Source organism: Streptomyces sp. GQ60 (assembly GCF_059758875.1).
Window position 1 is genome coordinate 178,800 of record NZ_JCAXEG010000010.1, and the last position, 24,809, is coordinate 203,608.

The window sequence follows — 24,809 nt, forward strand, 5'->3', positions numbered from 1 at the left end:
GCCGCTGTGCGTGGCCGCGTACGTGTCGGTGGTCGATCGCGGTCGGACTAGCCGGCGGCGAGCTTGACCATGTCCGCCTGCGGACCCTTCTGGCCCTGCGAGATCTCGAACTCGACCCGCTGACCCTCTTCAAGGGTGCGGTACCCGTCCATCTGGATGGCGCTGTAGTGGACGAACACATCCGCACCACCGTCGACCGCGATGAAGCCGTAGCCCTTCTCCGCGTTGAACCACTTGACGGTGCCCTGAGCCATGCCTAACTCCCCTATTACTGGCCCTTGCGCGGGACCGCACTTCGCGATCCCGGGTCAGAACTTGCGCCGGAACGCCTCGACCGGGGCTGAATGTATCCGCACCGCTGCTGTCTGCAACAGGTCATTCCGACGAGAATTCTGGACACGGCAAAAGATTGAAATAGGGTGAAAACCCAGAATATTCCAGGGCAACTCGGGCCGGACAAACTTCGCCAAGGACCCATAGCGCACTTGCATGTTGACTCAATGTCAACCCTGCCGCGGCCCGCTCATATGCGGCGGGCAAGAACAGCGGAGGGGACTTCCCCAACTCTACCGCGCCCAACCCAGCAGAATTGCCCCCTCCGTTTGGTAACGGAGGGGGCAATTCAGTTTCTACGAGGTCCTACGGGCCCTACGGGGTACCGCGAAGGCTCAGCAGCCGCCCGCGACGGCGGGGATGATCGAGATGCCGGCGCCGTCCGGAGTGGACGTCTGCAGCCCGCCCTCGAAGCGCACGTCGTCGTCGTTGACGTAGACGTTGACGAAGCGGCGCAGCTTGCCCTGGTCGTCCAGGACGCGCGCGGCGATGCCGGGGTGGCTCGCCTCCAGGGACTGGATGACCTCTTCGAGGGTCGCGCCCTCGGCGGGGACCTCGGCCTGGCCGCCGGTGTAGGTGCGCAGGATGGTGGGGATGCGGACGTTGACGCTCATGGCGCTACTGCCTTTCCGGTGTGCAGGGAGAAGAGGATCAGGCCAGGTTGGCGGCGCGGAACGCGTCCAGGCTGGGGCGGATGGTGGCGGTCTGGCCGCTGTCGGCGGCCACCGCCTCCAGGGTCTTGAGGCCGTCACCGGTGTTGAGGATCACGGTGGTCAGCGCGGGGTCGAGGTGCCCGTTCTCGATGAGCTTCTTCGTCACGCCGACGGTCACGCCGCCCGCGGTCTCGGCGAAGATGCCCTCGGTCTGGGCGAGGATCTTGATGGCCTCGACGACCTGCTCGTCGTTGACGTCCTCGACGTAGCCGCCGGTGCGGCGCGCGATGTCCAGGACGTACGGGCCGTCCGCCGGGTTGCCGATGGCCAGCGACTTGGCGATGGTGTTCGGCTTCTGCGGGCGGACCACCTCGTGACCGGCCTTGAAGGCGGTCGAGACGGGCGAGCAGCCTTCGGCCTGGGCACCGAAGATCTTGTACGGCTTGTCCTCGACGAGGCCGAGCTTGACGAGCTCCTGGAGGCCCTTGTCGATCTTCGTGAGCTGCGAGCCGGACGCGATCGGGATGACGATCTGGTCGGGCAGCTGCCAGCCGAGCTGCTCGCAGATCTCGTACGCCAGGGTCTTGGAGCCCTCGCCGTAGTACGGGCGCAGGTTGACGTTGACGAAGCCCCAGCCCTCGCCCAGCGGGTCGCCGATGAGCTCGGAGCAGAAGCGGTTGACGTCGTCGTAGTTGCCCTCGATGCCGACCAGGTCGCCACCGTAGACACCGGCCATGACGACCTTGCCCTGCTCCAGGTCGTGCGGGATGAACACGCAGGAGCGGAAGCCGGCGCGGGCGGCCGCGGCGCCGACGGCGCCGGCCAGGTTGCCGGTGGAGGAGCAGGAGAGGGTGGTGAAGCCGAAGGCGCGGGCGGCCTCGACGGCGATGGCCACGACGCGGTCCTTGAAGGAGTGCGTCGGGTTGCCGGAGTCGTCCTTGACGTACAGCTTGCCGGTGACGCCGAGCTCCTTGGCCAGGTTGGCCGCGTCCACGAGCTTGGTGAAGCCCGGGTTCAGGCTCGGCTTGGAGGCCACGTCCGCCGGGACGGGCAGCAGAGGCGCGTAGCGCCAGATGTTGTTCGGGCCGGCCTCGATGGCGGCGCGCAGGGCTTCCGGGTCGCCCAGCGGCAGGTCGTAGGCGACTTCGAGCGGTCCGAAGCACTCGGCGCAGGCGAAGATCGGGCCGAGCGGGAAGCGGGTACCGCACTCACGACAGGAAAGGCCGGTGGCGGGACCGAGATCGACAGACGTGCCGGCGGTGCCGGTTTCGACGCCGGCGTTTTCAACGGTTTCGGCAGAGGTTGCGACAGACTGTGCAGCCATGATGGCGAGGCCCTTTCTCCTCATCTTCCCCATGGCGCACTTCGCCATGAGACGGAATTGGCACCTTCCCTAGCCGGGGACCTCGCTGGCGGCGCTGGAATGCGCGATCGCGAGAACCGACTGGAGGGTTGCCGGGGCTTCAACGGGCCGTGTCCCTCTGCCCCTCTGGATGAGCGGTATGGCACCGGGACACGCGCTCTGTGGCGCGCCGGTGCGTTTGTGCGCGGCGGCCCCCCGGCATGCGGCGGACCTTCGCGTTGTTCAAGACTGTAACCGAAGGCCCGGGTGGTTGAGACAGCCGTCCGAACCGCGAGATGGATCACATTTCGGTCCAAACCACTGAAGAACCAGGGAGTCCTGAAGGTGCTGGAAGAGGTGGAGCGCTGGCTGGCAGACCGCTCCTGGTCAGCCGCCGACCGACCGCTCGACCGGCTGCTCTCGGCCAAGCGGGCAGCGGGCACCACGGTGAGCGTGGTGCTGCCGGCGCTGAACGAGGAGGCGACGGTCGGCGAGATCGTCGAGGTGATCCGGCGCGATCTGATCGAGGGCCTGCCGGTACCCCTGGTGGACGAGCTCGTCGTGATCGACTCGGGCTCCACGGACCGCACCGCGGAGGTCGCGGCCAAGGCCGGGGCCCGGGTGGTGCACCGCGACGAGGTCCTGCCGCGGATCCCGGCGCTGGCCGGCAAGGGCGAGGTGCTGTGGCGCTCGCTGCTCGTCACCAGCGGTGACGTCGTCTGCTTCGTGGACGCCGATCTGCGCGACTTCTCGTCCGCCTTCGTCTCCGGGATCGTCGGACCGCTGCTGACCGATCCGGACGTGCGGTTCGTCAAGGCGATGTACGACCGCCCGCTCGGCCAGGAGTTCGCCGACCCGGCCGCCCCGGCCTCCACCAGGGCCCACGGCCAGGGCGGCCGGGTCACGGAGCTGGTGGCCCGCCCCCTGCTCAACCTCCACTGGCCGCAGCTGGCCGGCTTCGTCCAGCCGCTGGGCGGCGAGTACGCCGTGCGCCGCGAGCTGCTGGAGCGGCTGCCGTTCCCCGTGGGCTACGGGGTCGAGCTGGGCCTTCTGGTGGACGCGCTCCACACGGCCGGGCTGGACGCGCTGGCCCAGGTGGACGTGGGCGTACGGCTGCACCGGCACCAGGACGGCCAGGCGCTGGGCCGGATGGCCGCGGCGATCTACCGCACGGCACTGGCGCGGCTCGCCCGCGGGCACCTCGTACGCCCCGAGCTGACGCAGTTCGAGCGCGGCCCGGAGGGGTTCGTACCGCACACCTACGCCGTGGACACCGAGGAGCGGCCGCCGATGCGGGACATCGAGGAGTACGCGCGCCGTCGCGTGGCGTAACGACCACGTCGGTGACGGGCTGCCCGCAGGCACCGCCCGCCGAGGGCACCTCCAGCACCGGCCCGGCCGCCACGCTCACGGCACTCGGCGGTGTGGTCTTCCTCTCGGTCCGGCGCACACGCAGGCGCCGACGTTTGACCGGAGGCGAGGCGGGCTAGGTTCGCCGCATGGCTTCCCAGGTGCTCGTCGCCGCGAATCGCGGCCCCCTCTCGTACGACCTCGCCGCGGACGGCACGCTCAGTGCCCGGCGCGGCGGTGGCGGCCTCGTCTCCGGCCTCTCCGCCGCCCTCGCGGAGCAGCCCGGGGCGCTGTGGATCTGCGCGGCGCTGTCGGACGCGGACCGGGAGGCGGTGCGGCGGGGGGGCGCCGAGCCGGGCGTACGGATGCTGCCGATCGACCCGGCGGTCTACGACGGCGCGTACAACGGCATCGCGAACTCGGTGCTGTGGTTCCTCCACCACCACCTGTACGAGATCCCGCGCGAACCGGTCTTCGACGCGGAGTTCCGGCGCCGGTGGCAGTCGTACGTCACGTACAACGAGGCCTTCGCGGCGGCGCTGGCGGAGGAGGCGGCCGAGGGCGCGGCGGTCCTGATCCAGGACTACCACCTGGCGCTGGCCCCCGGGATGCTCCGGGAGCTGCGCCCCGACCTGCGGATCGGGCACTTCACGCACACGCCGTGGGCCTCGCGGGAGTTCCTGGAGATGCTTCCGGAGGACATCCGGAGCCAGTTGGTGTGGGGGCTGCTCGGGGCGGACCGGCTGGGCTTCCACACCTGGGGGTGGGCGGCCAACTTCCTGGCCGGCGCGACCAGGGACGACGCCCACGGTGTCGCGGACGCGTCCGTCCCGGCCGGGACCCCCGAGCGCGGGGTGCGCCACCGCAGGACGGCCGCGGACGGGCACGGGTACGGGGAGGTCCGCTTCACCGACGTCACCGCGTACCCCCTCGGCGTGGACGGGGACGAGCTGCGCGTGCTCGCGCACCGGCCGGAGGTGGACGACAAGCTGGCGGCGCTGCGGGCGGAGGTCGGCGGGCTGAAGACGATCGTCCGGGTGGACCGCACGGAGCTGTCGAAGAACATCCTGCGGGGGCTGCTGGCGTACCGGGAGCTGCTGGTCACGCACCCCGAGTGGCGGGAACGGGTGGTCCACCTGGCCTCCGCGTACCCGTCCCGGCAGGACCTGGCCGTCTACCGGGAGTACACCGAGTCGGTGCGGGAACTGGCGGCTTCGATCAACACGGAGTTCGGCACGGCGGACTGGCAGCCGGTCCTGGTCTCCGTCGAGGACGACTTCGCGCGGTCGCTGGCGGCGTACCGGCTGGCGGACGTGGCGCTGGTCAATCCGGTGCGCGACGGCATGAACCTCGTCGCGAAGGAGATCCCGGTGGTGTCGGAGGCGGGGTGCGTGCTGGTGCTGTCCACCGGGGCGGGGGCGCACGAGGAGCTGGGCGCGGACGCGCTGACGGTGAACCCGTACGACGTGACGGCCACGGCGGAGGCCCTGCACGCCGCCCTCGCCATGCCGGCGGCGGAGCGGGCGGACCGCACGAAGCGGCTGGCCGCGGCGGCGACGGCCCTCCCGCCCGCCCAGTGGCTCACGGCCCAGCTGGACGCCCTCCGCGCCTGATCCTCCCGGCCCCTGGGCTCTGCCCAGACCCGGCGTGTGAGGCGCGGGTCTGGGCGGAGCCCGGGGAACCGGGGGAAGGGCGGGGAGGGGACAGCCCCGCAGGGCAGCGAGCCCGCACCAGCCCAGCGGGCATCGCGCCGTCACGCGGCGGCGGCAGCACCCCCACTCGACGCGTCAGGAGCGGGCCCGCACCGCCACGGCCAGGCCCGCCAGGAAGGCGACGACCTCCGACGGTCCGGACAGCGTCAGGTCCGCGCGAGCGGCGAGTTCCGGGACCTCCACCGAGCCGCTGCACAGCAACAGCCCGGGCATGCCCCCGGCCCGCAGCTTCTCGACCGCCGAGTACGCCGCCAGGTCCCCCAGGTCGTCCCCGGCGTAGAGCACGGCCTCCGCTCCCACCTCCGCGAGGTACTCCGTGAGCGCGACGCCCTTGTCCATCCCGGGCGGCCGCAGTTCCAGTACGGCCCGCCCCGGTTCGACCATCAGGCCGTGCCGGGCCGCCAGCCCGGCCAGGGGCTCGCGCAGGGCCGCGAAGGCCGCCTCCGGGTCCTCCGCGCGGCGGGTGTGGACGGCCAGCGCCTGGCCCTTCTCCTCGATCCAGGTCCCGCGCCACGCGCCGATCGATTCCAGGAACCCGGGCAGCTCCGCCCGGACCGCCGCCACTCCCGGATGCTCGGCCGGAGCGTGCACGATGCCGCTCACGGCGTCCCAGCGCTCGGCCCCGTAGTGCCCGAGCACCACCAGGTGTTCCAGTCCCGGGACCCCGGCGAAGCCCCCGTAGCGGACGGCGACCCCGGCCGGGCGGCCGGTGACGACCGCGACGGAGCCGACCTCGGGGGCGAGGGCGGCGAGCGCGGCGACGGCTCCGGGGTGGGCGCGCGCCTGGTCGGGGTCGGGGACGATGTCGGCGAGGGTGCCGTCGAAGTCGAGGGCGACGACGGAGCTGCGCGGTGCACGGAGGAGGGCTTCGAGGCCCTCGCGTCCGGCGGTGGTCACGGGCATCGGCAGATCGTGCGGATGGCTCCCCATACGCTCGACCCTAACGGCCCCGCCGGGCCACGGCTATGGCGCGGGCCACGCCTGCGGCCGCGGCTTCGGCCACGCCTCCGGCCGTGACCCGTCCCGGCCCGGACAGCGCGGCCGCGCCACCGCTACCGCCGCGCCCGCTGGGCCTCGCGGATGCGCCGCAGCCGGTTGACCGTGCCCGGCGCGTGCCGCAGTGCCCGCGGGTCGTCCATCAGCGCGTTGAGCAGCTGGTAGTACCGGACCGGGGGCATCCCCAGTCCTTCCCTTATCGCCCGCTCCTTGGCGCCCGGCCCGGGCCAGGTGCGGCCTTCGTAGGCCAGTACGGCCGCTTCGTCGGGGCTCAGCCCGGCCGGCGGCCTCTCGTCCGCGTCCGTCATACGGCCAGATTAACTCCGCCCTACGACAGCGCCCGCCCCGCGCCGATCGGCACTGATCAGTGCCGATCAGCGCCGATCAGCGCGGCTCCGCCTTGCGCGCCATCTCCGCGAGGTCCCCGAGGGTCTTCTCGGGCTGTCCGCCCGGCTGCACGGCCTTGCCGATGTTCTTCTTGACGTCCTCGCTCACGGCCGCCCAGGACTTCTTGCCCACCGGGTAGAGCCGCGCGTTGGGCAGCGCGCGCAGGAACGTCTTCAGCTCCGCCGAGGAGGACCCCGTAGAGGCCTCCATCGCCCGGGAGCCGCTGGTGGTCACCGGGAGCAGGTCGTACTTCTCGGTGAAGGCCGTCACGTTGTTCGCCTCGTACAGGAAGTCCAGGAACTTCCCGGACTGCGTCTGGTGGCCGGTCTTGAAGGCCATCACCCAGTCGGCGACGCCCATCGTCGGGTGCGGCACCCCGTCGGCGGTCGGCATGGGGGTCATGCCGTACTTCACGCCCTTCGCGGCGGCCTGCTTGAGCAGGGTCGGGTGCCCGTTGAGCATGCCGACCTCGCCGCGCGAGAAGGAGTCGAAGGCGGCCTGGCGGTCCAGCTTGGCCGGTTCGACGGGGCCGGTCAGGCCCGCGCCGACGAGCTTGTCGCGCAGGAACTCCAGGGTGTCGACGTTGGCCGGGGTGTCGATCGCGTACTGCTCTTCGTTGTCGGCGTAGCCTCCGCCGCCCGAGAGCAGCCACTGCATCGTCTCGGCCTGCGCCTCCTCGCGGCCCAGGGGCAGCGCGAAGGGCGTCGGGACTCCGGCCGCCTTGAGCTTCTTGGCGGCGGCCTCCAGCTCGGCCCAGCTCTTGGGCTGCCAGGGGGTCTTGCCGTCCTTGGGAATGACTCCGGCGTCGGCGAACAGCTTCTCGTTGTAGAACATGAGCCGGGTGCTGGCCACGAAGGGCAGGCCGTACTGGACGCGCCTGACCTTGCCCGCGTCGGCGAGCGGGGCGAGGAAGTCGGCCTCGGTGTTCACGGAGAGCAGTTCGTCGGCGGAGTACAGCTTGCCCTCGGCCGCGTAGTCGGCGTAGGCGCCGATCTGGGCGATGTCGGGGGCCTCGCCGGCCTTGACCATCTCGGCGACCCTGGCGTCCACCTCCGACCAGGAGTAGACGTCGACCTGGACCTTGATGCCGGGGTGGCCCTTCTCGAAGGACGCCGCGAGGTCCTTCCAGTAGGGCTTCGAGGAGTTTTCCGGTTTGTCCCCGTAGTCGGCCGCCACGACCTTCAGGGTGACCTCGTTGTCCCCGGTGAGGCCCGACACGGCGCCGCAGCCGGTCAGCGTCACCGCGGTCAGGCACAGTGCGAGGCCGGAGGCGGCCAGGTTCGGCCTTCTGGCCTGGACAGTTCGGGCCTTCACAGTTCTCGTTCCACCCCAGGTTGTTCCGTACGATTCGCGTAAAGGTCTACACCACTTTCGAGCCTGGTCAACATCCGGGCCCAAACGTGCACACGGCCTGCACGCGCACACCCGTGCGGAGCCGCGCACGGACCCGCGCACCGGCCCTTCCGCCGACGAAGGGCCCGAATTTGTATGGCCACTCAACAATCCCTCTCAGTGGACTAGACCTTTGCCCTCCGATCACGCGAGACTGTCACCCGTGAAACCCGTGAAACACGTCATCGCCCTCGATGTGGGCGGCACTGGGATGAAGGCCGCCCTCGTCGCCGCCGACGGCACCCTGCTCCACGAGGCGCGCCGCGCCACCGGCCGCGAGCGGGGCGCCGAAGCCGTCGTCGAGACGATCCAGGACTTCGCCGCCGAGCTCCTCGACCTCGGCCGGGAACGCTTCGCCACCACCGCCTCCGCGGCCGGCGTGGCCGTCCCCGGCATCGTCGACGCCGAGAACGGGATCGCCGTCTACGCGGCGAACCTGGGCTGGCGCGACGTCCCCATGCGCGAACTGCTCGGCAGACGCCTCGGCGGGATCCCGGTCGCCCTCGGCCACGACGTCCGCACGGGCGGACTCGCCGAAGGCCGCATCGGCGCGGGCCGCGGCGCCGACCGCTTCCTGTTCGTCCCCCTCGGCACCGGCATCGCCGGAGCCATCGGCATCGCCGGCCGCATCGAGGCCGGCGCGCACGGGTACGCGGGCGAGATCGGCCACATCGTGGTCCGCCCCGGCGGACCCGCCTGCGGCTGCGGCCAGCACGGCTGCCTGGAGACCCTCGCCTCCGCCTCCGCCGTCAGCCGCGCCTGGGCGGCCGCCTCCGGCGACCCCGAGGCGGACGCCGCGGACTGCGCCAAGGCCGTCGAATCCGGCGACGAGCGCGCCCTGGAGGTCTGGCTCGCCGCCATCGGCGCCCTCGCCGACGGGCTGGTCACCGCGATCACCCTGCTGGACCCGCGCACGCTGATCATCGGTGGCGGACTGGCCGAGGCCGGGGAAACCTTGTTCACACCACTACGGACGGCCGTGGAGGAACGCGTGACGTTCCAGCGGCTGCCCCACATCGTTCCGGCGGCCCTAGGGGACACCGCCGGATGCCTGGGTGCAGGGCTGCTCGCCTGGGATCTACTCGCCACGGAGGTACCTGCCTGATGTCCGGAAGCGCACATGTGGGCCGCAGCACCGTTCTCTCCGGCGCCGACGTGGTGCTGCCCACGGGCATCGTCAAGGGCGGGCGCCTCATCGTCGACGGCGAGCGCATCGCAGGCAGCGCCGAGGAGAACGCGGCCGTCGTCGACCTCTCCGGGTGCCTGATCGTCCCCGGCTTCGTCGACATGCACAACCACGGCGGCGGCGGCGCCTCCTTCACCTCCGGCACCGCCGAGGAGGTGCTCCAGGGCGTACGGACCCACCGCGAGCACGGCACCACCACCCTGGTCGCCTCCACCGTCACCGGGGACCTGGACGAGCTCGCCCGCCGCGCCGGGCTGCTCGCCGAGCTGACCCAGCAGGGCGACATCGCGGGCATCCACTTCGAGGGCCCGTTCATCAACCCCTGCCGCAAGGGCGCGCACAAGGAAGACCTCCTGCGCGACCCCGACCCGGCCGAGGTCCGCAAGCTGATCGACGCCTCGCACGGCGCCGCCCGCATGTTCACCCTCGCCACCGAGCTCCCCGGCGGCCTGGACTCCGTACGGCTGCTCGCCGAGCACGGGGTCATCGCCGCGATCGGCCACACCGACTCCACGTACGAGCAGACGCTCGAAGCCATCGACGCCGGCGCCACCGTGGCCACCCACCTCTACAACGCGATGCCGGGCCTGGAGCACCGCGCGCCCGGCCCCATCGCGGCCCTGCTGGAGGACGAGCGGGTCACCGTCGAGCTGATCAACGACGGCACCCACCTGCACCCGGCCATGCTGGAGCTGGCCTTCCACCACGCGGGCGCGCACCGCGTGGCGCTGATCACCGACGCGATGGACGCCGCCGGCTTCGGCGACGGGACCTACCACCTCGGCCTGCTGGAGGTGGAGGTCAAGGAGGGCGTCGCCCGCCTCGTCGAGGGCGGCTCCATCGCGGGCTCCACCCTCACCCTGGACACCGCCTTCAAGCGGTCGGTCACCCTCGACAAGCTCCCCGTCGAGTCCGTGGTCCAGGCGATCTCCGCCAACCCGGCCAAGCTGCTCGGCGTCTACGACCAGGTCGGCTCGCTGGAGCCCGGAAAGTACGCGGACCTCGTCGTCCTCGACTCCGCCTTCGACGTCCGCGGCGTCATGCGGCGCGGCGAATGGATCGTGGACCCGCTCGCGGCACGGAGCTGACCGCACGGTACGAGCCGGCGGTCGGCCCGTGACACCGGGCCGGCCGCTCCCGCATTTGGCATGCTGTTGCCCCCGCGAGAGGCGGCACACACCGAGACCCGGGGCCCGCCATGATCCTGACCGTGACCCTCAACACCGCGCTCGACGTCACCTACCGCGTACCGCGCCTGCTCGCGCACGCCTCCCACCGCGTCACCGAGGTCACCGAACGCCCCGGCGGCAAAGGCCTCAACGTGGCGCGCGTGCTCGCCGCGCTCGGCCACGAGGTCACCGCGACCGGCTTCGCGGGCGGGCCCTCGGGAGCCCTCGTGCGCGAGCTGCTCGCCGGCTCCCCCGGCGTCCGCGACGAGCTGGTCCCCTGCGCGGGCACCACCCGGCGCACCCTGGCCGTCGTCGACGAGGCCTCCGGGGACACCACGCAGTTCAACGAACCCGGCCCGCTGATCACCGCCGCCGAGTGGTCCGGGTTCCTCTCCCGCTACGAGGCCCTGCTGGCCGACGTCCCCCGCGCGGTGGCCCTGTGCGGCAGCCTGCCCCCGGGCGTACCCGTAGGGGCCTACGCGACCCTCGTACGGGCGGCCCGCGCGGCCGGCGCGCCCGTCCTCCTCGACACCAGCGGCGAGGCCCTGCACCGCGGGGTCGCCGCCCGCCCCGACGTGATCAAGCCGAACGCCGCCGAGCTCGCCGAGCTGACCGGATCGCGGGACCCGCTGCCCGCCACCCGGGACGCCCGCCGGCGCGGGGCCCACGCGGTGGTCACCTCGCTCGGCCCGGCCGGACTGCTCGCCGCCACCGCCCGGGGCACCTGGCGGGCGGCCCCGCCCCGCACCCTGGCGGGCAACCCCACCGGCGCCGGCGACTCCGCGGTCGCGGGCCTGCTCTCGGCCCTCGTCGAAGGCCTGGACTGGCCGGACCGCCTGACCCGCGCGGTAGCCCTCTCGGCGGCCACGGTCGCCGCCCCCACGGCGGGAGACTTCGACCTCCGCACCTACGAGGAGGTACGGGGGTCGGTGAAGGTGACGGCGGGCTAGGCGTACGCCGGGCCGGTCAGCGCTTCTCGAGGACGAACTGGTCGATGACCGCCTCGCAGGAGTTGCCCGCCTCGCAGGAGATCTTGATGGTGTTCGTGCCCTGCTTGAGGTTCACGTACGAGTAGGTGTTGGTCCAGCCCTTGTCCCAGGCACCCTCGCCGGCCTTCGCGAAGTTCTTCATGTTGATCGGCCGGGTCTGCGCTTCGCCGTTGATCGCCAGCGTCATGCTGGCGTCCTTGCCCGGCACGCCGTAGTACATCCGGAAGGTGTACTCCCCGGTCTTGGGGACCTCCAGCGTCCAGGTCACGGCGGCACCCTGCTGGGTGAACCCGCCGACGTACTTGCCACCCGCGCTCTTGGCCCCCGGCACCGCGCTCTCCAGCGCGGCGCCACCGCTGATCACCATGCCGGAGCCGCCCGCGTCGCCCTTGGGCATCGGAGCCTCCGGGGACGTGGACCCGCTCGGCTGGCCCGACGGGGTGTTCTGGGCGGGCGCCGACGGGCTCTGGCCCGTGTTCGCGGTGTTCTTGCCCTTGTCCTTGTCGTCGTCCTTGCCGAAGATCACCGCAGCGCCGATGCCGATCGCCACCGCGGCGACCACCGCGACGGCCGCGATGAGCATGCCGTTGCGGCTGGACCCGCCGCCGCCGTGGCCGCCGCCGCGCCCGCCGCCCGGCATCGGAACGGACTGGGTGTACTGCGGGGGCTGCTGCTGCGGCGGAACGCCGTAGCCGCCCTGCTGGAGCGCCTCGGGGGCCTGGTACTGCGCCTGGTAGGCCGGGGGCTGCTGCTGCGGCGGGACCTGCCCGCGCTGGCCGCCGTAGGGCCGGTCGCCGACCGTGCGGACCTGGTTGTACGAGGTCCGGGGCACACCCGGCTGAGCGCCGGCCGTGGAACCCGGGTAGCCGTACCCGCCGCCCTGCCCGGGCGGGGTGGCCCCCGCGGCCTGGCCGTCCTCGTAGAGGTAGCCGAACGGGTCGTCATCCTCGGGCTTGCTCGCCCCGTTGTTCGGGCCGTGGTTCGCGGGCGTCGTCATCGCAGGTCACTCCTTTCGACCCCGGGGAGCCTACCCCGAACAGGTGCGCCCACGGGCGGCCCGAGAGTTTACCCGGCCCTGCGGTGCGCCTTCGAACGGGACCGCTTCTCGATGTACATCCGCTGGTCGGCGGAGCGCAACACCTCGTCCGCCGACATGCCGCAGCTCGCCCAGCCGATGCCGAAACTGGCTCCCACGCGGACCGCGCGGCCGTCCACCCGGATCGGCGGGATGATCGCGTTGCGCAGCCGCACGGCGAGGTCGGCGGCGTCGGCGGCGCCCAGCCCGTCGGCGAGGACGACGAACTCGTCACCACCCAGCCGGGCGACCGTGTCCCCGTCCCGGACGCCGGTCGTCAGCCGCCGGGCCACCTCGATGAGGACCGCGTCGCCGGTGTGGTGCCCGAACCGGTCGTTGATCGACTTGAACCCGTCGAGGTCGCAGAAGAGCACCGCGAGCCCCTTCGTACCGTCGTCGATGTCGGTCGCCGGTGCGACCGTGTGCACGTGGTGGTCGTACGGGCCCGCCGAGGCCGAACCGCCGAGCGGGCCGCCCATGCCCCCGGGGAACTCGAAGGGCTCGGGGAAGCCGTCGGGCCGGAAGCCGTGCTCGGCGTGCTCACCGGGTCCGCCCTCCCCCGCCGGCCGCGTCTCGAAGGCCGCGTCCAGGGCCTCCACGGCGGTGGCGCGCACCGACTGCGGGCGGCGGCAGAGCCGGGCCCCGAGCCGGGAGCGCAGCTCCGCGCTGTTGGGGAGGCCGGTCAGCGAGTCGTGGCTGGCCCGGTGGGCGAGCTGGAGCTCGTGCCGCTTGCGCTCCTCGATGTCCTCGACGTGGGTGAGCAGGAAGCGCGGGCCGTCGGCGGCGTCGGCGACGACGGAATTGCGCAGCGAGACCCAGACGTACGTGCCGTCGCGCCGGCCGAGTCTGAGCTCGGCGCGGCCGCCCTCGGCGGAGGTGCGCAGCAGGGTGCCGATGTCCTCGGGGTGCACGAGGTCGGAGAAGGAGTAGCGGCGCAGCACGGAGGCGGGCCGCCCCAGCAGCCGGCACAGCGCGTCGTTGGTGCGCAGCAGGCGGCCGTGCTGGTCGCCGCCCATCTCGGCGATGGCCATGCCGCTCGGCGCGTACTCGAAGGCCTGGCGGAACGACTCTTCACTGGCGCGCAGGGCCTGCTGCTCGCGCTCCAGACGGACCAGGGCCCGCTGCATGTTCGCGCGGAGCCGGGCGTTGCTGATCGCAATGGCGGCCTGGAAGGCGTACATCTGGAGCGCTTCGCGGCCCCAGGCGCCGGGCCGGCGGCCGTTGCGCGGGCGGTCCACGGACACCACGCCGAGCAGTTCGCCGCCGGAGGCGTACATGGGGGCGTAGAGCCGGTCCTCGGGGTGCCACTCGTCCTCGAACCGCGGGTCGGGGCCCTCCGTGTGCCACTGCGGGACGTCGTCCTCGACGAGGACCCAGCCCTCGGTGTGCGGGATGAAGCGCAGGCCGTCCCAGTTCTCGCCCATCGTCAGGCGGCGTTCCCAGGAGGCGCGCGAGCCGACGCGGCCGGTGATCAGAGCTTCGGCGGCGGGGTCCCCCGCGAAGGCGGCGACGACCAGATCACCGTCGGGGCGAACGAGGTTGACGCAGGCGAGTTCGTAGCCGAGGCCCAGGACGATGCCGTCCACGACGGTCTGCAGGGTGTCCGCCAGGCTCCGGGCCGTATTGAGCTCGGCCACCACCCGGTGCAGCTGCCGCAGGGTCGCAAGACGGACGTACGGCTCCGACTCGGTCTCCATTGCTCGCTCTCCCCGAGACCTCGACAGCAACTCCAGGTTTGTCATCGGCGCTTCGTTGCGGTGTCCCGTCCACTGAATCACAGTGAGCTGTGCGGCAGGTACACAGGGTCAACAAATCTTGCTCTCTGTGACTCAAGTCACATGAGATGAATAAGGGCGGCCTTCGCGTCGCCCCACTCGGGTTCATTCAGGCCGGTTCGCCCGATCTGTTCCCGGAAGCAAACGATACGCCCGGATCTGGGGCGGCCTAGGTCGACGGGCGGGGGCGGGGCTCGGCCCTCCGCCCGATGCGCCGCGCGAGGGGTGACAGTAGCGTCCCGACCGTGCCCCCTACGACCCCTGTGACATCACTTTCCCTGACCGCACCCCATGCTGTGGGGGTGAGCAACGACGAGTTCCGCGCAGCGATGTCCCGACTGGCGGCGGGCGTGTGCCTCATCACCGCACAGGAGCCCCCGCCGTCGGCAGCCGGCCCGCGCGGTGAGGACGTCGGCATGACGGCGACCGCCTTCATGTCCGTGTCCCTGGAGCCGCCGCTCGTCCTCGTCAGCGTGCGCGAGGGCTCACGGATGGACGACCTGCTGGCCGAGCAGCCCCTGTGGTCGGTGTCGGTGCTCGCCGACCACCAGCTCCAGATCGCGAGCCGGTTCTCGATGAAGAACCGCATCAGCGACCGGCTGCTCTTCGCGGACCTGCCCTACACGCGCGGCGGCGTCTCCGGAGCCCCGCTGCTCTCGGGGGCGCTGGCCACCCTGGAGTGCCGTACGGAGAACCGCGTCGAGGCGGGCGACCACACCCTGGTCATCGGCCACGTCCTCACCGCCACCCAGCCGGCGCCGGACTCCCCGCCGCTGACGTACTTCCGGGGGCGCTACCGGCACCTGGCGCCCTGAGCTCCGGTCCGTGGCGCGCCCCCGGCGGCCCCGGCGGCTACCAGTCCCGCGCGTTGCGGCCCCGCTTGGTCTCGCCTCGGGCCTTCTTCTCGCGCAGCCGCCGCTCGTTGATCCCCCGGGGGATCTTCGTCGCCCGCCGCGCCTTCGGCGGCGGCGCCGTGGCCTCGGCCAGCAGCGCCGTCAGCCGGACCAGCGCCATCTCCCGGTTGCGGAACTGCGAGCGGTGCTCGGAAGCCCGTACGGTCACCACCCCGTCGACCAGCCGGGACGCGAGCCGCTCCAGCGCCCGCTCCTTCCACACGTCGGGCAGCGACTTCGTCGCCGCGACGTCGAAGAGGAGCTCCACGCGGGAGTCCGAGGTGTTCACGTGCTGGCCGCCCGGCCCCGAGGACCGCGAAAAACGCCAGGCGAGCTCGCCCTCGGGGAGCACGACCGAACCGCGGATGACATAAGGACCAGGCATGCCCCCTATGATCCGTGCCCGCCGGACCCCCGTCACCCGCATTTCCGACGCGAACAATTCCCGGACTGCGGAACCTGGTGCCCCTCTCCCCGCGTTATGGAGGTCAGCGGTAACTTGGGCACTCTCACGGTCGATACGACAAGTGAGACCAAGTGAGACTAGGAAGGGACACCAGTCACCATGGCAGTAAGCCTCTCCAAGGGCGGAAACGTCTCGCTCAGCAAGGAGGCCCCGGGCCTCGCGGCCGTCACCGTCGGCCTCGGCTGGGACACCCGCACGACCACCGGTGTCGACTTCGACCTGGACGCCTCCGCCATCGCGGTCAACGCCCAGGGCAAGGTCGTCTCCGACGGCCACTTCGTCTTCTTCAACAACAAGTCCACCCCGGACCAGACCATCGTCCACACCGGTGACAACCGCACCGGCGAGGGCGCGGGCGACGACGAAGCCATCAACGTCAACCTCGCGGGCCTGCCCGCCGACGTCGACAAGATCGTCTTCCCGGTCTCCATCTACGACGCCGAGACCCGCAGCCAGAACTTCGGCCAGGTCCGCAACGCGTACATCCGCGTGGTGAACCAGGCCGGCGGCGTCGAGATCGCCCGCTACGACCTCTCCGAGGACGCGGCGACCGAGACCGCCATGGTCTTCGGCGAGCTGTACCGCAACGGCGCCGAGTGGAAGTTCCGCGCCGTGGGCCAGGGTTACGCCTCCGGCCTGACCGGCATCGCCCAGGACTTCGGCGTCAACGTCTAAGCCTGAGCGCCCGCGTCCACGGACGCGTCTCAGCTGAAGCCCCCTCCCGGCCGTCCGGGGAGGGGGCTTCGCTACCGTTCGGTACGTGATCCTCCTGCCGCTCGCTCCCGTCGAGGACGGCGCCCTGCCGGGCCCGGTCCTCACCGAAATCGCCACCCTCTACGCGACGAACCACGCGTTCTTCGAGCTCAGCGGCGATTTCCCCGACCCCGGCCGCATCACGGTCGAACAGGTCGCAGCCGCACTCGCCGACGAGCTCGCCCACGAGGGCGCCGAGGTCCTCCTCGCCCGCTCCGCCGGACGCCTCGTAGGCCTGGCCGCCACCCTCGCCCGTCATCCCGATCCGGCGTCCGAGGACCCCGACCCGTGGATCGGCCTCCTGCTCATCGACGCCACCGCGCACCGCGAGGGATACGGCCGCGCCGTCGTCGCCCTCGTCGAGGACCGCTTCCGCGCCGCCGGACGGTCGGGCGTACGGCTCGCCGTGCTCGACGCCAACGAGAAGGGCCTCGCCTTCTGGCGGTCCCAGGGCTACGTCACCCTGCGCCAGGGCGCCGACCGCGAGATGGGCCGCCCCTGCACGGTCCTGCGCAAGGCCCTGTAGGCGCGGCGCCGCCACCGGCAACGGCACCCCAGGGGGCTACGGCGCCTTCGCCGCCCTCGGGGTCTTCGCCGCCCTCGGTGTCTTCGGCGCCTTCGGGCGGTCCTTCCCGTACAGCCACACGTCCCAGACCTCCGTCAGGTCACGGCCCGTCTTCTTCTCCGCGTAGGCGGTGAAATCGGCCGTGCTCGCGTTCCCGTGCCGGTGGTCGGCGGCCCAGCCGCGCATCAGGGCGAAGAACTTCTCGTCGCCGACCTCCTGCCGGACCCGCTGCAGGACCATCGCCCCGCGCCCGTACACCGGGGACCCGGAGATCTCCTTCGGGCCCCGCGGGGCGGCCGGCGGGAAGGCGCCCCAGTCCGAGCCCGCCTCGCCGTCGACACGGGTGTCCCCGGCGACGTAGGCGTCGAAGTGCTGCTGCGCGGTCGGCCCGCCGTGGTCCTCGGACCACAGCCACTCCGCGTAGGTCGCGAAGCCCTCGTTGAGCCACATGTCCTTCCAGGACTTCGGCGACACCGAGTTCCCGAACCACTGGTGCGCCAGCTCGTGCAGCACCAGCTCCTGGCTGCCGGGTGCCCCCGGGAACACCGGCCGGGTCTGCGTCTCCAGCGCGTAGCCGAGGCTGTGGGCGGGCAGCACGATCGCACCCGTCGAGGAGAAGGGGTACGGGCCGAACCGCCCGATGCCCCACTCCACCATCTCGGGCAGCCGCGCGAGCGCGGCCCCGCTCGCCGCCGCCTCCTCCGGCGCGACCGCCGTGTACACGGGGATCCCGGAGGCGGTCCGCCCGGTCGTCACCTCGAACTTCCCGACGGCCACGGTCGCCAGGTAGCTCGCCATCGGCTCCGCGGAGTGCCAGGCGAACACGGTCCGCCCGTCGCCCTCCTCCGTCCGGGAACGCAGCTCGCCGTTGGACACGGCCTCGTACCCCCGGGGAACGGTCACCCTGATGTCGTACGCGGCCTTGTCGCCGGGGTGGTGGTTCCCCGGGAACCAGGCCATCGACCCGACGGGTTCGCCGACCCCCACCGCGCCCCCGCCACCAGGGGTGACGATCCACCCCTCCTCCGACCCGTCGGGGTCGGTCACCGTCCTGGGGCGGCCGGAGTAGTCGACCTCCGTACGGAAGACCTCCCCCCGCTCCAGATCCTCGGCGGGGCGCACCGTCAGCTCGTTGCCGGTGCGGTTGAACCGGGCCCCGACGCCCTGCACGTCCACGCCCTCCACCTCGAGTCCGCTGAGATCGAGGTTGAAGGAGCTGAGTCCCTGCTCGGCCCGGGCGGTGATGACGGCGGTGGCGTGCAGCAGCCCGTCGGCCGGGTCGTAGTCGAGGTCCAGGGAGTAGTGCTCGACCTGGTAGCCGCCGTTGCCGGCCTTGGGGAAGAACGGGTCACGGACCCCGGACGCGCCCGGCCGCCCCTGCACGGTCTCCCCCGTGCAGCCCGTGGTGAGGGCGAGCAGGGCGGCGACGGCGGGGGCGGCCAGGCGGGAGAGAACGCGGTGATCCACGCGCTCGAGGTTACGTCCCGTGACGCTTCTACTTGGTGAGGGCGTCCACGCCGGCCTTCGCGAACTTCTCGTCCAGGTCACCGCTCGGGGCGCCGGCCACGCCGATGCCCGCGACCGGGGCGCCCTCGACCTGGACGGGGGTGCCGCCACCGAGGAAGAGGGTGCCGGGGATGTCCTTCAGGTTCGGGGTCTGCGCGAGGCGGCCGGCGAGCACCGAGGTCGGCGCGTTCCAGGACACGGCGGTGAAGGCCTTGCGCTCCGCCGACTCGTAGGACTGCGGGCCGGCGCCGTCGCCGCGGAGCGTGACGATGGTGTTGCCGTTGCGGTCGACGACCGCGACGGTCACCCGCTGGTTCTCCTGCTCGGCGGCGTCCAGCGCGGCCTGCGCGGCGCGGGTCGCGGCGTCGATGGTGAGGTGCGTGGAGGTGGTGAAGTTCTTCTTGTCGCCGTCCTTCTTCGCGACGGCGGCCTGGGCGGCGGCCGGAGCGGAGGCCGGGGCGGCGTTGGCGCTGACCGCGCCGAAGGCTCCGGCGCCGAGGGCGACGGCGACGGCGGTACCGGTGAGAACGCGGGTGCGGGTGTTCATGTCTGCTGCTCCTGTGAACGTCGGCACGGCGGGCTGTCCTGCCGTTGCTCCAACCCTCTCCCCGAAACCCCCGCCACCCCGTCCCCGTACCGGCTCCCAACCCGACCCCCACCGGTTGACCCCGGGGTCAACCGATCGGCCGATGCGCCCCGCCCCCACCGACGGCTTACCTGAACCGTCCCAGCCGCTCACCCCAGCCGTCGGGCGTTCGTCCCAGCCGTCCTGCGGTCCTGCTTCCCGAACGCAGGGTCCGGTTTTCCAGCCGTCCTGCGGTCCTGCTTCCCGACCGCCGGGTCCGGTTTTCCAGCCGTCCGGCGTTTGAGGACCGGGGTCCGGGGCGGAGCCCCGGAAGCCCCGGGCGCAGCCCGGGCCCGACGGGTCAGGGCGGAGCCCTGGGAACGGTGGAAGGGCGGGTAGGGGACGGCCCCGCGCAGCGCCACCCACCCCCGCCGCACGGCAACAGGCACCATGGACAGACGCACCACCCCCCAGGAGCACCCCGTGACCAGCGCGCCCCCGCCGAGCCCGGCAACCCCGCCACCCCCGGCGGCCCCGCCGAGCCCGGCGACCACCCCACCCCCCCAAGACACCCGCGCCCTGGCCACGGTCATGCACACCGCCTTCTTCCTCCTCCTCGGCGCCTCCGTGGCCCGCTTCCTCCTCCGCCACCCCGACGAGCCCCGCACCCCGTGGATCCTCGCCCTCGGCATCACCCTGGCCCTGCTCTACGTACTCGGCCCCGCCCTCGGCGCCGCCCCCACCCTGCGCCGCCTCCTCTGGCTCGGCCTGGTCGTCGCCGTCTGGGTGGTCCTCGTCGTCCTCGCGCCGAGCTTCGCCTGGTGCGCCGTACCGCTCTTCTACACGGCCCTGCGCACCCTCCCGCCCCGCGCGGCCATCGTCCTCGTGGCCCTGCTCACCGTGTTCGTCGTAGCGGCCCAGCTCCGCCTCGCCCAGGCCTCCGGCTCCGAGCCCTTCGACCCCAACCTCCTCCTCGCCCCACCGGCCGTCGCCGCCCTCGCCACCGCCGTCTTCGTCCACATGGAGCGCCAGGCGGCAGCCCAGCGCACCCTGATCGACGACCTGATCCGCACCCGCCGGGAACTGGCCGCCACCGAACGCCGCGCCGGCACCCTCGCCGAACGCCAGCGACTGTCCATGGAGATCCACGACACCCTGGCCCAGCACCTGTCCAGCCAGCAGATGCTGCTGCAGGCCGCCGACCGCACCTGGGACAGCGACCCCGGCACCGCCCGCGCGCACGTCCGCACCGCCACCGACATCACCGCCCGCGGCCTCGCCGAGGCACGCCGCCTGGTGCACGACCTCGCGCCGGCCGAACTCGCCGGCGGCGCCGGCCTCCCGGACGCCCTGCGCGCGCTGGACGCCGGCCCGGACATCGAGGTCCGCTTCCACCTGGAGGGCACACCGGCGCCCCTCCCCGACCGCGCCGAGCAGGCACTGCTGCGCATCGCGCAGGGCGCGCTCGCGAACGTACGGGAGCACTCGCAGGCCCGTACCGCTGCCCTCACGCTGAGCTTCCTCGGCGACCAGGTCGTCCTGGACGTCGCCGACGACGGCCACGGCTTCACCCAGACCCGCTCCGCCGCCGAACGCGGCCACGGCCTCCCCGCCATGCGCGCCCGCGTCCGCCAACTCGGCGGCACCCTGACCATCGAATCCACCGCGGGCGAGGGCACGGTCCTGTCGGCGTCGATCCCCCTGGAGCCCACCCCATGAGCACGAACGAGAACCCGGCCGCCACGACCCCGGACCCGACGGAGGCGAACCCGGCCCCGGCCGCGTCCACCCAGGGGGCCGCGACCACGATCCTCCTCTGCGACGACCACGTCGTGGTCCGTGCGGGCCTGCTGGCCCTGCTCGGCAGCGAGCCCGACATCGAGGTGCTCGGCGAGGCGGGCAGCGGCGAAGAGGCCGTCGCGCTCGCGGCCAAACTCCACCCCGACGTGGTCCTCATGGACCTCCAGCTCGGTGACGGCATCGACGGCGTGGAAGCCACCCGCCGCATCACCGCCGCCCCGAACCCCCCGCACGTCCTGGTCCTGACCACGTACGACACCGACGCGGACATCACCCGGGCCATCGGCGCGGGCGCCACGGGCTACCTCCTGAAGGCGGAACGCCCGGAGGAGCTCTTCGCCGCGATCCACTCCGCCGCCCAGGGCCGCACCACGCTCTCCGCCCCCGTCGCCAGCCGCGTGATGGCCCACATGCGGGGCACCCGTCCCACCCTGACCGACCGCGAGCTCGACATCCTCGGCCAGCTCGCCCGCGGCCTCGGCAACCGCGACATCGCCCGCGCCCTGTTCATCAGCGAGGCCACGGTCAAGACCCACCTGGGCCGCATCTACGACAAACTCGGCGTCGACACCCGCGCCGGCGCGGTCTCGGTGGCCAAGGAACAGCGCCTCCTCCCCTGAGGCCCCCGGGCGCGCCGAGCCCGATCCGGCGAACCGCCACCCCGGGAGCCGTCAGGAACACCGACCCCCGCCCGGTCCCGCACCGACCGCGCGGGTCCGCGCGGGTCCGTGGGGGTCCGCAGGGGTCCGTGCGGGTCGCCACCCGCCCCGCACGTGACACCATCGGGTACGTGCTCGACATCGGCTACTCCCTCTCCCGGCGCTTCCCCGACCCCCCGCAGACCGACTACCGCTCGGCGGACGTCCACTCGCTGCGCCACGACCTGTTCTGCGGGGACGTCTACCTCGCCGACACCAACGCGGACCGGGAAGTGTCCACAGCCTGGGGATGGGTGCCCGTACTGGACTTCGCCTGGGCGCTGTGCGACATCGTCGAGCAGCTCGACCAGGACCCGCGCGGCAGCCGCGCCGCCAACCGGCAGTACGCCGAGATCGACTTCACCGAGTCCTCGGACCGCATGCTCTTCGAGCGCCGCTTCGGGTGGGTCGACGTCGAGGCCGACTGGATGCCGTCCGAGGAAGCCCCCCTCACCTTCAGTCACCGCCTGCTGCGCCGCGAAGCCCGGGACTTCCTCCACGACGTGATCGCGGACCTCGTCGACATGCACGACGGCCTAGGCGACAACCCGGTCATCTGGACCCTCCAGTCCCGCTTCCCCCGAGTCCCGGCCTAACCCCCAGGCCCACCACCCGCCCCCCGGGCCCGCCCGACCCACCGGGCCGCCGGGCTCCGGGCTGCCGGGCCGCAGGGCTCCGGGCTGCCGGGCCGCAGGGCTACCGGGCCGCAGAGCAGCCGAGCTACCGGGCTCGGGGCTACCGGGCCGCAGAGCCGCCGGGCCGCTGGGCTACCGGGCTACCGGGCTACCGGGCTACCGGGCCGCAGAGCTACCGGGCTACCGGGCTGCGGACCCTCCGGGCCGCCGGGCCGCCTACGGGACCACCCGCAGCCCCAGCTGCGCAGCCATCGCCGGAGCCAGTTCGAACAGCTGCGCCGGACTGATCACCGCCCCCGCCAACGCCTCCACCCCCCGCGCGATCCCCAGCTCCGCGACCCCCCGCAGGTCCACGTCCGCCATCCGCGCCCCCGAGAAGTCCGCCCCCCGCAGCTCACAGTCCCGGAACTCCACCCGCTCCAGCACCGCACCCCCGAAGTCCGGCTCCACCAGCACGCACCCCTCGAAGACCACGTCCTTGAGCCGCGCCGTGCGCAGGTTCAAGTAGTCGATCTTGCCCCCGCGTACGAGCACCCGCTCCAGCACCGCCCCGTGCAACTGCACCCCGCCCAGCCGGGCGTCCAGCAGTTCCACGTCGCGCAGCGAAGCCCCCGACAGGTCCGACCCCACCCCCCGGACGCCCTCCAGCACCGAGTCCAGGATCCGTACCTTGGCCAGCCCGGTCTCGTCCAGCACGCAGCGCCGTAGCGCGCAGTCCATGAACCGGGCCCCCCGCCCGTCCCCGCCCGCCAGGTCCACCTCGACGAGCTCCAGCCCGTCGTAGTCCCCGTCCGGCTCCAGCTCCTGCCCCGCGTCCGCCCACCCGCTCAGCTCCGGCAGCCGCACCTCCGGCCGCCGCGCCGCCTTCACCGACTGCTTCTGCGTCTTCCGACCGTCCCGCGCCATCACCATCCCCCCATCCTGACCCACCCCTTGACCTCAACCGCACGTGAGGTCGGAGGCTTCACCCATGCCTACGAACCCCGCCGCCGCTGCCGACACCAGGGTCACCCCCACCACCCCCGCCACCATGCGCGCCATCCGCCTCCACGCCTTCGGCCCCGCCGAGAACCTCACCTACGAGTCCGTCCCCCGACCCGCCCCCGCCCCCGGCCAGGTCCGCATCGCCGTGGCCGCCGCCGGTGTGCACCTCATCGACACCGCCCTGCGCCGCGGCGTCCAGGGCCCGCCCGCACCCCTGCCCGAGCTGCCGACCGTCCCGGGCCGCGAAGTCGCCGGCACCGTCGACGCGCTCGGCCCCGGCACCGACCCCGCCTGGCTCGGCCGGTCCGTCGTCGTCCACCTCGGATTCACCCCCGGCGGCTACGCCGAATACGCCGTCGCCGACGCCGCCCGACTGCACCCCGTCCCGCCCGGCCTCGACCCCGCCACCGCCGTCGCCATGATCGGCACGGGCCGCACGACCCTCGGCATCCTCCAGTTCGCCGAGCTCGGCCCCGGCTCCGTCGCCCTGGTACCCGCCGCCGCGGGCGGCATCGGCACCCTGCTGGTCCAGTACGCCAAACACGCCGGAGCCACCGTCGTCGCCCTCGCCGGCGGCCCCGCCAAAACCGCCCGGGCCGCCGCCAACGGCGCTGACCTCGCCCTCGACTACACCACCCCGGACTGGGCCGACACCCTCCGCGCCCACCACCCCGACGGCGCCACCGTCCTCTTCGACTCCGTCGGCGGGCCCGTCGCACGCACCGCCCTCGGCCTCCTCCGCGAAGGCGCCCTCCACCTCGTCTTCGGCTGGTCCGGCGGCCCCCTCACCCTCACCGACGCCGAACAGGCCGCCCTGGACGCCCGCGGCATCACCACGCAGCACGTCCTCGGCCCCGCCATGCTCCGACGCGCCGGCGGCGAAGACCCCCTGCGCCTCCTCGAAACCCGCGCCCTCGCCGAAGCCGCCGCCGGCCGCCTGCGCCCGGCCCTCCAGCGCTACCCCCTCGCCGAAGCCGCCGCGGCCCACCGCGACCTGGAAACCCGCGCCACCACCGGCAAGGTCGTCCTGGAACCCTGACGGCCGCCCGGCCCCGGCCTACGCGCCCCCGAGCTCCCCCAGCGCCCCGTCGGTCAGCCGGTACACCGACCACTCGTCCTGCGGCCGCGCACCCAGGGCCTCGTAGAAGGCGATCGTCGGCTCGTTCCACTTCAGGACCGACCACTCCAGCCGCTCGTACCCGCGCTCCACACAGATCCGCGCCAACTCCCGCAGCAGCGCCTTCCCGTGGCCGCCGCCACGCACGCCCGGACGGACGTACAGGTCCTCCAGGTAGATGCCGTGCACCCCGCGCCACGTCGAGAAGCTCAGGAACCACAACGAGAACCCGACCGCCTCGCCCTCCTCCGTGCACGCGAGGTGCGCGAACGCCGCCGGCCGCTCCCCGAACAGCGCCTCCCGCAACTGCTCCTCGGTGGCGCGCGCCTCGTGCGGCACCTTCTCGTACTCCGCGAGCTCGCGGATCATGGCGTGGATGACGGGTACGTCGCTGACGACGGCGCTACGGATCATGCCTGCACCCTACGATTCACCGCGCCCGACCCACCCCGACCACCCCCCGCCCTG

25 protein-coding genes and 1 riboswitch are annotated in these 24,809 nt (G+C 72.8%); of the genes, 12 read left to right on the top strand and 13 right to left on the bottom strand.

The features are described 5' to 3' along the window. Positions 1-47: 47 nt before the first annotated feature. The 3 genes from AC6CKD_RS24665 to thrC all read right to left on the bottom strand — a co-directional run bounded on the left by AC6CKD_RS24665 (position 48) and on the right by thrC (position 2,334). Complete coding sequence (locus AC6CKD_RS24665) at positions 48-254, bottom strand: cold-shock protein (RefSeq protein WP_008743607.1); 207 nt, start codon at positions 252-254, stop codon at positions 48-50. A 414-nt stretch (positions 255-668) separates the two neighbouring features. Next, a complete protein-coding gene (locus AC6CKD_RS24670; protein WP_266907411.1) occupies positions 669-947 on the bottom strand; it encodes a MoaD/ThiS family protein in 279 nt (92 codons plus the stop codon). Between the two features lie 37 nt (positions 948-984). Continuing rightward, positions 985-2,334, bottom strand: coding sequence for a threonine synthase (gene thrC / locus AC6CKD_RS24675; protein ID WP_498329953.1), 1,350 nt, complete (start codon positions 2,332-2,334; stop codon positions 985-987). After that, a riboswitch (SAM riboswitch) is annotated at positions 2,328-2,486 on the bottom strand. (Overlaps the previous gene by 7 nt.) 187 nt (positions 2,487-2,673) lie before the next feature. Here thrC and AC6CKD_RS24680 point away from each other — a divergent pair. Next, complete coding sequence (locus AC6CKD_RS24680) at positions 2,674-3,660, top strand: glucosyl-3-phosphoglycerate synthase (protein ID WP_498329954.1); 987 nt, start codon at positions 2,674-2,676, stop codon at positions 3,658-3,660. A gap of 167 nt (positions 3,661-3,827) precedes the next feature. Beyond that, on the top strand, positions 3,828-5,291 hold the full coding sequence (locus AC6CKD_RS24685; protein ID WP_498329956.1) for an alpha,alpha-trehalose-phosphate synthase (UDP-forming): 1,464 nt from the start codon (positions 3,828-3,830) through the stop codon (positions 5,289-5,291). Positions 5,292-5,465: 174 nt separating this feature from the next. Here AC6CKD_RS24685 and otsB read toward each other — a convergent pair whose 3' ends face one another. From otsB to AC6CKD_RS24700, 3 genes are all read right to left on the bottom strand, one after another. Further along, entirely contained in the window at positions 5,466-6,320 is an 855-nt protein-coding gene (gene otsB / locus AC6CKD_RS24690; protein WP_498329957.1) for a trehalose-phosphatase, read from the bottom strand. A 122-nt stretch (positions 6,321-6,442) separates the two neighbouring features. Further along, positions 6,443-6,694, bottom strand: coding sequence for a DUF3263 domain-containing protein (locus tag AC6CKD_RS24695; protein ID WP_478691105.1), 252 nt, complete (start codon positions 6,692-6,694; stop codon positions 6,443-6,445). A 76-nt stretch (positions 6,695-6,770) separates the two neighbouring features. Beyond that, positions 6,771-8,087 (bottom strand): extracellular solute-binding protein, encoded by a 1,317-nt coding sequence (locus AC6CKD_RS24700; protein ID WP_498329959.1) that lies wholly within the window; start codon positions 8,085-8,087, stop codon positions 6,771-6,773. A gap of 250 nt (positions 8,088-8,337) precedes the next feature. Between AC6CKD_RS24700 and AC6CKD_RS24705 the strand changes: the two genes are divergently transcribed. From AC6CKD_RS24705 to AC6CKD_RS24715, 3 genes are all read left to right on the top strand, one after another. Continuing rightward, positions 8,338-9,270 (top strand): ROK family protein, encoded by a 933-nt coding sequence (locus AC6CKD_RS24705; RefSeq protein WP_498330118.1) that lies wholly within the window; start codon positions 8,338-8,340, stop codon positions 9,268-9,270. Next, entirely contained in the window at positions 9,270-10,439 is a 1,170-nt protein-coding gene (gene nagA, locus AC6CKD_RS24710) for an N-acetylglucosamine-6-phosphate deacetylase (protein ID WP_498329961.1), read from the top strand. Before AC6CKD_RS24705 ends, nagA begins: the two co-directional genes overlap by 1 nt. Positions 10,440-10,549: 110 nt before the next feature. Next, on the top strand, positions 10,550-11,470 hold the full coding sequence (locus tag AC6CKD_RS24715) for a 1-phosphofructokinase family hexose kinase (RefSeq protein ID WP_498329963.1): 921 nt from the start codon (positions 10,550-10,552) through the stop codon (positions 11,468-11,470). A 16-nt stretch (positions 11,471-11,486) separates the two neighbouring features. Here AC6CKD_RS24715 and AC6CKD_RS24720 read toward each other — a convergent pair whose 3' ends face one another. Both AC6CKD_RS24720 and cdgB read right to left on the bottom strand, forming a co-directional pair. Beyond that, complete coding sequence (locus AC6CKD_RS24720; protein ID WP_498329964.1) at positions 11,487-12,506, bottom strand: CBM35 domain-containing protein; 1,020 nt, start codon at positions 12,504-12,506, stop codon at positions 11,487-11,489. A 68-nt stretch (positions 12,507-12,574) separates the two neighbouring features. Further along, the gene (gene cdgB / locus AC6CKD_RS24725; protein WP_498329966.1) at positions 12,575-14,281 is read right to left on the bottom strand and encodes a diguanylate cyclase CdgB; all 1,707 of its coding nucleotides are present in this window, start codon (positions 14,279-14,281) and stop codon (positions 12,575-12,577) included. 407 nt (positions 14,282-14,688) lie between these two features. Between cdgB and AC6CKD_RS24730 the strand changes: the two genes are divergently transcribed. Beyond that, positions 14,689-15,174, top strand: a complete 486-nt coding sequence (locus tag AC6CKD_RS24730; RefSeq protein ID WP_498330120.1) for a flavin reductase family protein — start codon at positions 14,689-14,691, stop codon at positions 15,172-15,174. Positions 15,175-15,211: 37 nt separating this feature from the next. Here the strand turns inward: AC6CKD_RS24730 and arfB are convergent, their stop codons facing one another. Next, positions 15,212-15,637: an alternative ribosome rescue aminoacyl-tRNA hydrolase ArfB gene (gene arfB / locus AC6CKD_RS24735; RefSeq protein WP_243339524.1), complete on the bottom strand. Its 426-nt coding sequence runs from the start codon at positions 15,635-15,637 to the stop codon at positions 15,212-15,214. Positions 15,638-15,817: 180 nt separating this feature from the next. Between arfB and AC6CKD_RS24740 the strand changes: the two genes are divergently transcribed. Next, the gene (locus AC6CKD_RS24740; RefSeq protein ID WP_243339523.1) at positions 15,818-16,393 is read left to right on the top strand and encodes a TerD family protein; all 576 of its coding nucleotides are present in this window, start codon (positions 15,818-15,820) and stop codon (positions 16,391-16,393) included. 85 nt (positions 16,394-16,478) lie between these two features. Then, positions 16,479-16,997, top strand: a complete 519-nt coding sequence (locus AC6CKD_RS24745) for a GNAT family N-acetyltransferase (protein ID WP_498329969.1) — start codon at positions 16,479-16,481, stop codon at positions 16,995-16,997. Positions 16,998-17,033: 36 nt separating this feature from the next. Here AC6CKD_RS24745 and AC6CKD_RS24750 read toward each other — a convergent pair whose 3' ends face one another. Together AC6CKD_RS24750 and AC6CKD_RS24755 are read right to left on the bottom strand one after the other, a co-directional pair. After that, positions 17,034-18,503: a M1 family metallopeptidase gene (locus AC6CKD_RS24750; protein WP_498329970.1), complete on the bottom strand. Its 1,470-nt coding sequence runs from the start codon at positions 18,501-18,503 to the stop codon at positions 17,034-17,036. Positions 18,504-18,531: 28 nt separating this feature from the next. Continuing rightward, positions 18,532-19,089: a GlcG/HbpS family heme-binding protein gene (locus AC6CKD_RS24755; protein ID WP_498329972.1), complete on the bottom strand. Its 558-nt coding sequence runs from the start codon at positions 19,087-19,089 to the stop codon at positions 18,532-18,534. Positions 19,090-19,590: 501 nt separating this feature from the next. Between AC6CKD_RS24755 and AC6CKD_RS24760 the strand changes: the two genes are divergently transcribed. The 3 genes from AC6CKD_RS24760 (at position 19,591) to AC6CKD_RS24770 (ending at position 22,201) form a co-directional block, all read left to right on the top strand. Then, positions 19,591-20,826, top strand: coding sequence for a sensor histidine kinase (locus tag AC6CKD_RS24760; RefSeq protein WP_498329973.1), 1,236 nt, complete (start codon positions 19,591-19,593; stop codon positions 20,824-20,826). Further along, positions 20,823-21,527, top strand: a complete 705-nt coding sequence (locus tag AC6CKD_RS24765) for a response regulator (RefSeq protein ID WP_498329975.1) — start codon at positions 20,823-20,825, stop codon at positions 21,525-21,527. The genes AC6CKD_RS24760 and AC6CKD_RS24765 overlap by 4 nt, the downstream gene beginning before the upstream one ends. A 170-nt stretch (positions 21,528-21,697) precedes the next feature. Further along, positions 21,698-22,201, top strand: a complete 504-nt coding sequence (locus AC6CKD_RS24770) for a hypothetical protein (protein ID WP_243339590.1) — start codon at positions 21,698-21,700, stop codon at positions 22,199-22,201. 255 nt (positions 22,202-22,456) lie between these two features. Here AC6CKD_RS24770 and AC6CKD_RS24775 read toward each other — a convergent pair whose 3' ends face one another. Continuing rightward, positions 22,457-23,152, bottom strand: coding sequence for a pentapeptide repeat-containing protein (locus AC6CKD_RS24775; RefSeq protein WP_498329976.1), 696 nt, complete (start codon positions 23,150-23,152; stop codon positions 22,457-22,459). A gap of 118 nt (positions 23,153-23,270) precedes the next feature. Here AC6CKD_RS24775 and AC6CKD_RS24780 point away from each other — a divergent pair, with 118 nt between their 5' ends. After that, complete coding sequence (locus AC6CKD_RS24780) at positions 23,271-24,263, top strand: zinc-binding dehydrogenase (protein WP_498330122.1); 993 nt, start codon at positions 23,271-23,273, stop codon at positions 24,261-24,263. Between the two features lie 18 nt (positions 24,264-24,281). Here AC6CKD_RS24780 and AC6CKD_RS24785 read toward each other — a convergent pair whose 3' ends face one another. Further along, positions 24,282-24,755: a GNAT family N-acetyltransferase gene (locus AC6CKD_RS24785; protein WP_498329978.1), complete on the bottom strand. Its 474-nt coding sequence runs from the start codon at positions 24,753-24,755 to the stop codon at positions 24,282-24,284. Positions 24,756-24,809 lie beyond the last annotated feature (54 nt).

What these genes read in the sequence shown, in the direction of transcription:
- AC6CKD_RS24665 (WP_008743607.1), bottom strand. Translation starts at nt 254, where the DNA reads ATGGCTCAGGGCACCGTCAAGTGGTTCAACGCGGAGAAGGGCTACGGC.
- AC6CKD_RS24765 (WP_498329975.1), top strand. Translation starts at nt 20,823, where the DNA reads ATGAGCACGAACGAGAACCCGGCCGCCACGACCCCGGACCCGACGGAG.
- AC6CKD_RS24695 (WP_478691105.1), bottom strand. Translation starts at nt 6,694, where the DNA reads ATGACGGACGCGGACGAGAGGCCGCCGGCCGGGCTGAGCCCCGACGAA.
- otsB (WP_498329957.1), bottom strand. Translation starts at nt 6,320, where the DNA reads ATGGGGAGCCATCCGCACGATCTGCCGATGCCCGTGACCACCGCCGGA.
- cdgB (WP_498329966.1), bottom strand. Translation starts at nt 14,281, where the DNA reads ATGGAGACCGAGTCGGAGCCGTACGTCCGTCTTGCGACCCTGCGGCAG.
- thrC (WP_498329953.1), bottom strand. Translation starts at nt 2,334, where the DNA reads ATGAGGAGAAAGGGCCTCGCCATCATGGCTGCACAGTCTGTCGCAACC.
- AC6CKD_RS24755 (WP_498329972.1), bottom strand. Translation starts at nt 19,089, where the DNA reads ATGAACACCCGCACCCGCGTTCTCACCGGTACCGCCGTCGCCGTCGCC.
- AC6CKD_RS24785 (WP_498329978.1), bottom strand. Translation starts at nt 24,755, where the DNA reads ATGATCCGTAGCGCCGTCGTCAGCGACGTACCCGTCATCCACGCCATG.
- AC6CKD_RS24780 (WP_498330122.1), top strand. Translation starts at nt 23,271, where the DNA reads ATGCGCGCCATCCGCCTCCACGCCTTCGGCCCCGCCGAGAACCTCACC.
- AC6CKD_RS24720 (WP_498329964.1), bottom strand. Translation starts at nt 12,506, where the DNA reads ATGACGACGCCCGCGAACCACGGCCCGAACAACGGGGCGAGCAAGCCC.
- AC6CKD_RS24775 (WP_498329976.1), bottom strand. Translation starts at nt 23,152, where the DNA reads ATGGTGATGGCGCGGGACGGTCGGAAGACGCAGAAGCAGTCGGTGAAG.
- arfB (WP_243339524.1), bottom strand. Translation starts at nt 15,637, where the DNA reads ATGCCTGGTCCTTATGTCATCCGCGGTTCGGTCGTGCTCCCCGAGGGC.
- AC6CKD_RS24740 (WP_243339523.1), top strand. Translation starts at nt 15,818, where the DNA reads ATGGCAGTAAGCCTCTCCAAGGGCGGAAACGTCTCGCTCAGCAAGGAG.
- AC6CKD_RS24715 (WP_498329963.1), top strand. Translation starts at nt 10,550, where the DNA reads ATGATCCTGACCGTGACCCTCAACACCGCGCTCGACGTCACCTACCGC.
- AC6CKD_RS24670 (WP_266907411.1), bottom strand. Translation starts at nt 947, where the DNA reads ATGAGCGTCAACGTCCGCATCCCCACCATCCTGCGCACCTACACCGGC.
- AC6CKD_RS24685 (WP_498329956.1), top strand. Translation starts at nt 3,828, where the DNA reads ATGGCTTCCCAGGTGCTCGTCGCCGCGAATCGCGGCCCCCTCTCGTAC.
- AC6CKD_RS24730 (WP_498330120.1), top strand. Translation starts at nt 14,689, where the DNA reads ATGTCCCGACTGGCGGCGGGCGTGTGCCTCATCACCGCACAGGAGCCC.
- nagA (WP_498329961.1), top strand. Translation starts at nt 9,270, where the DNA reads ATGTCCGGAAGCGCACATGTGGGCCGCAGCACCGTTCTCTCCGGCGCC.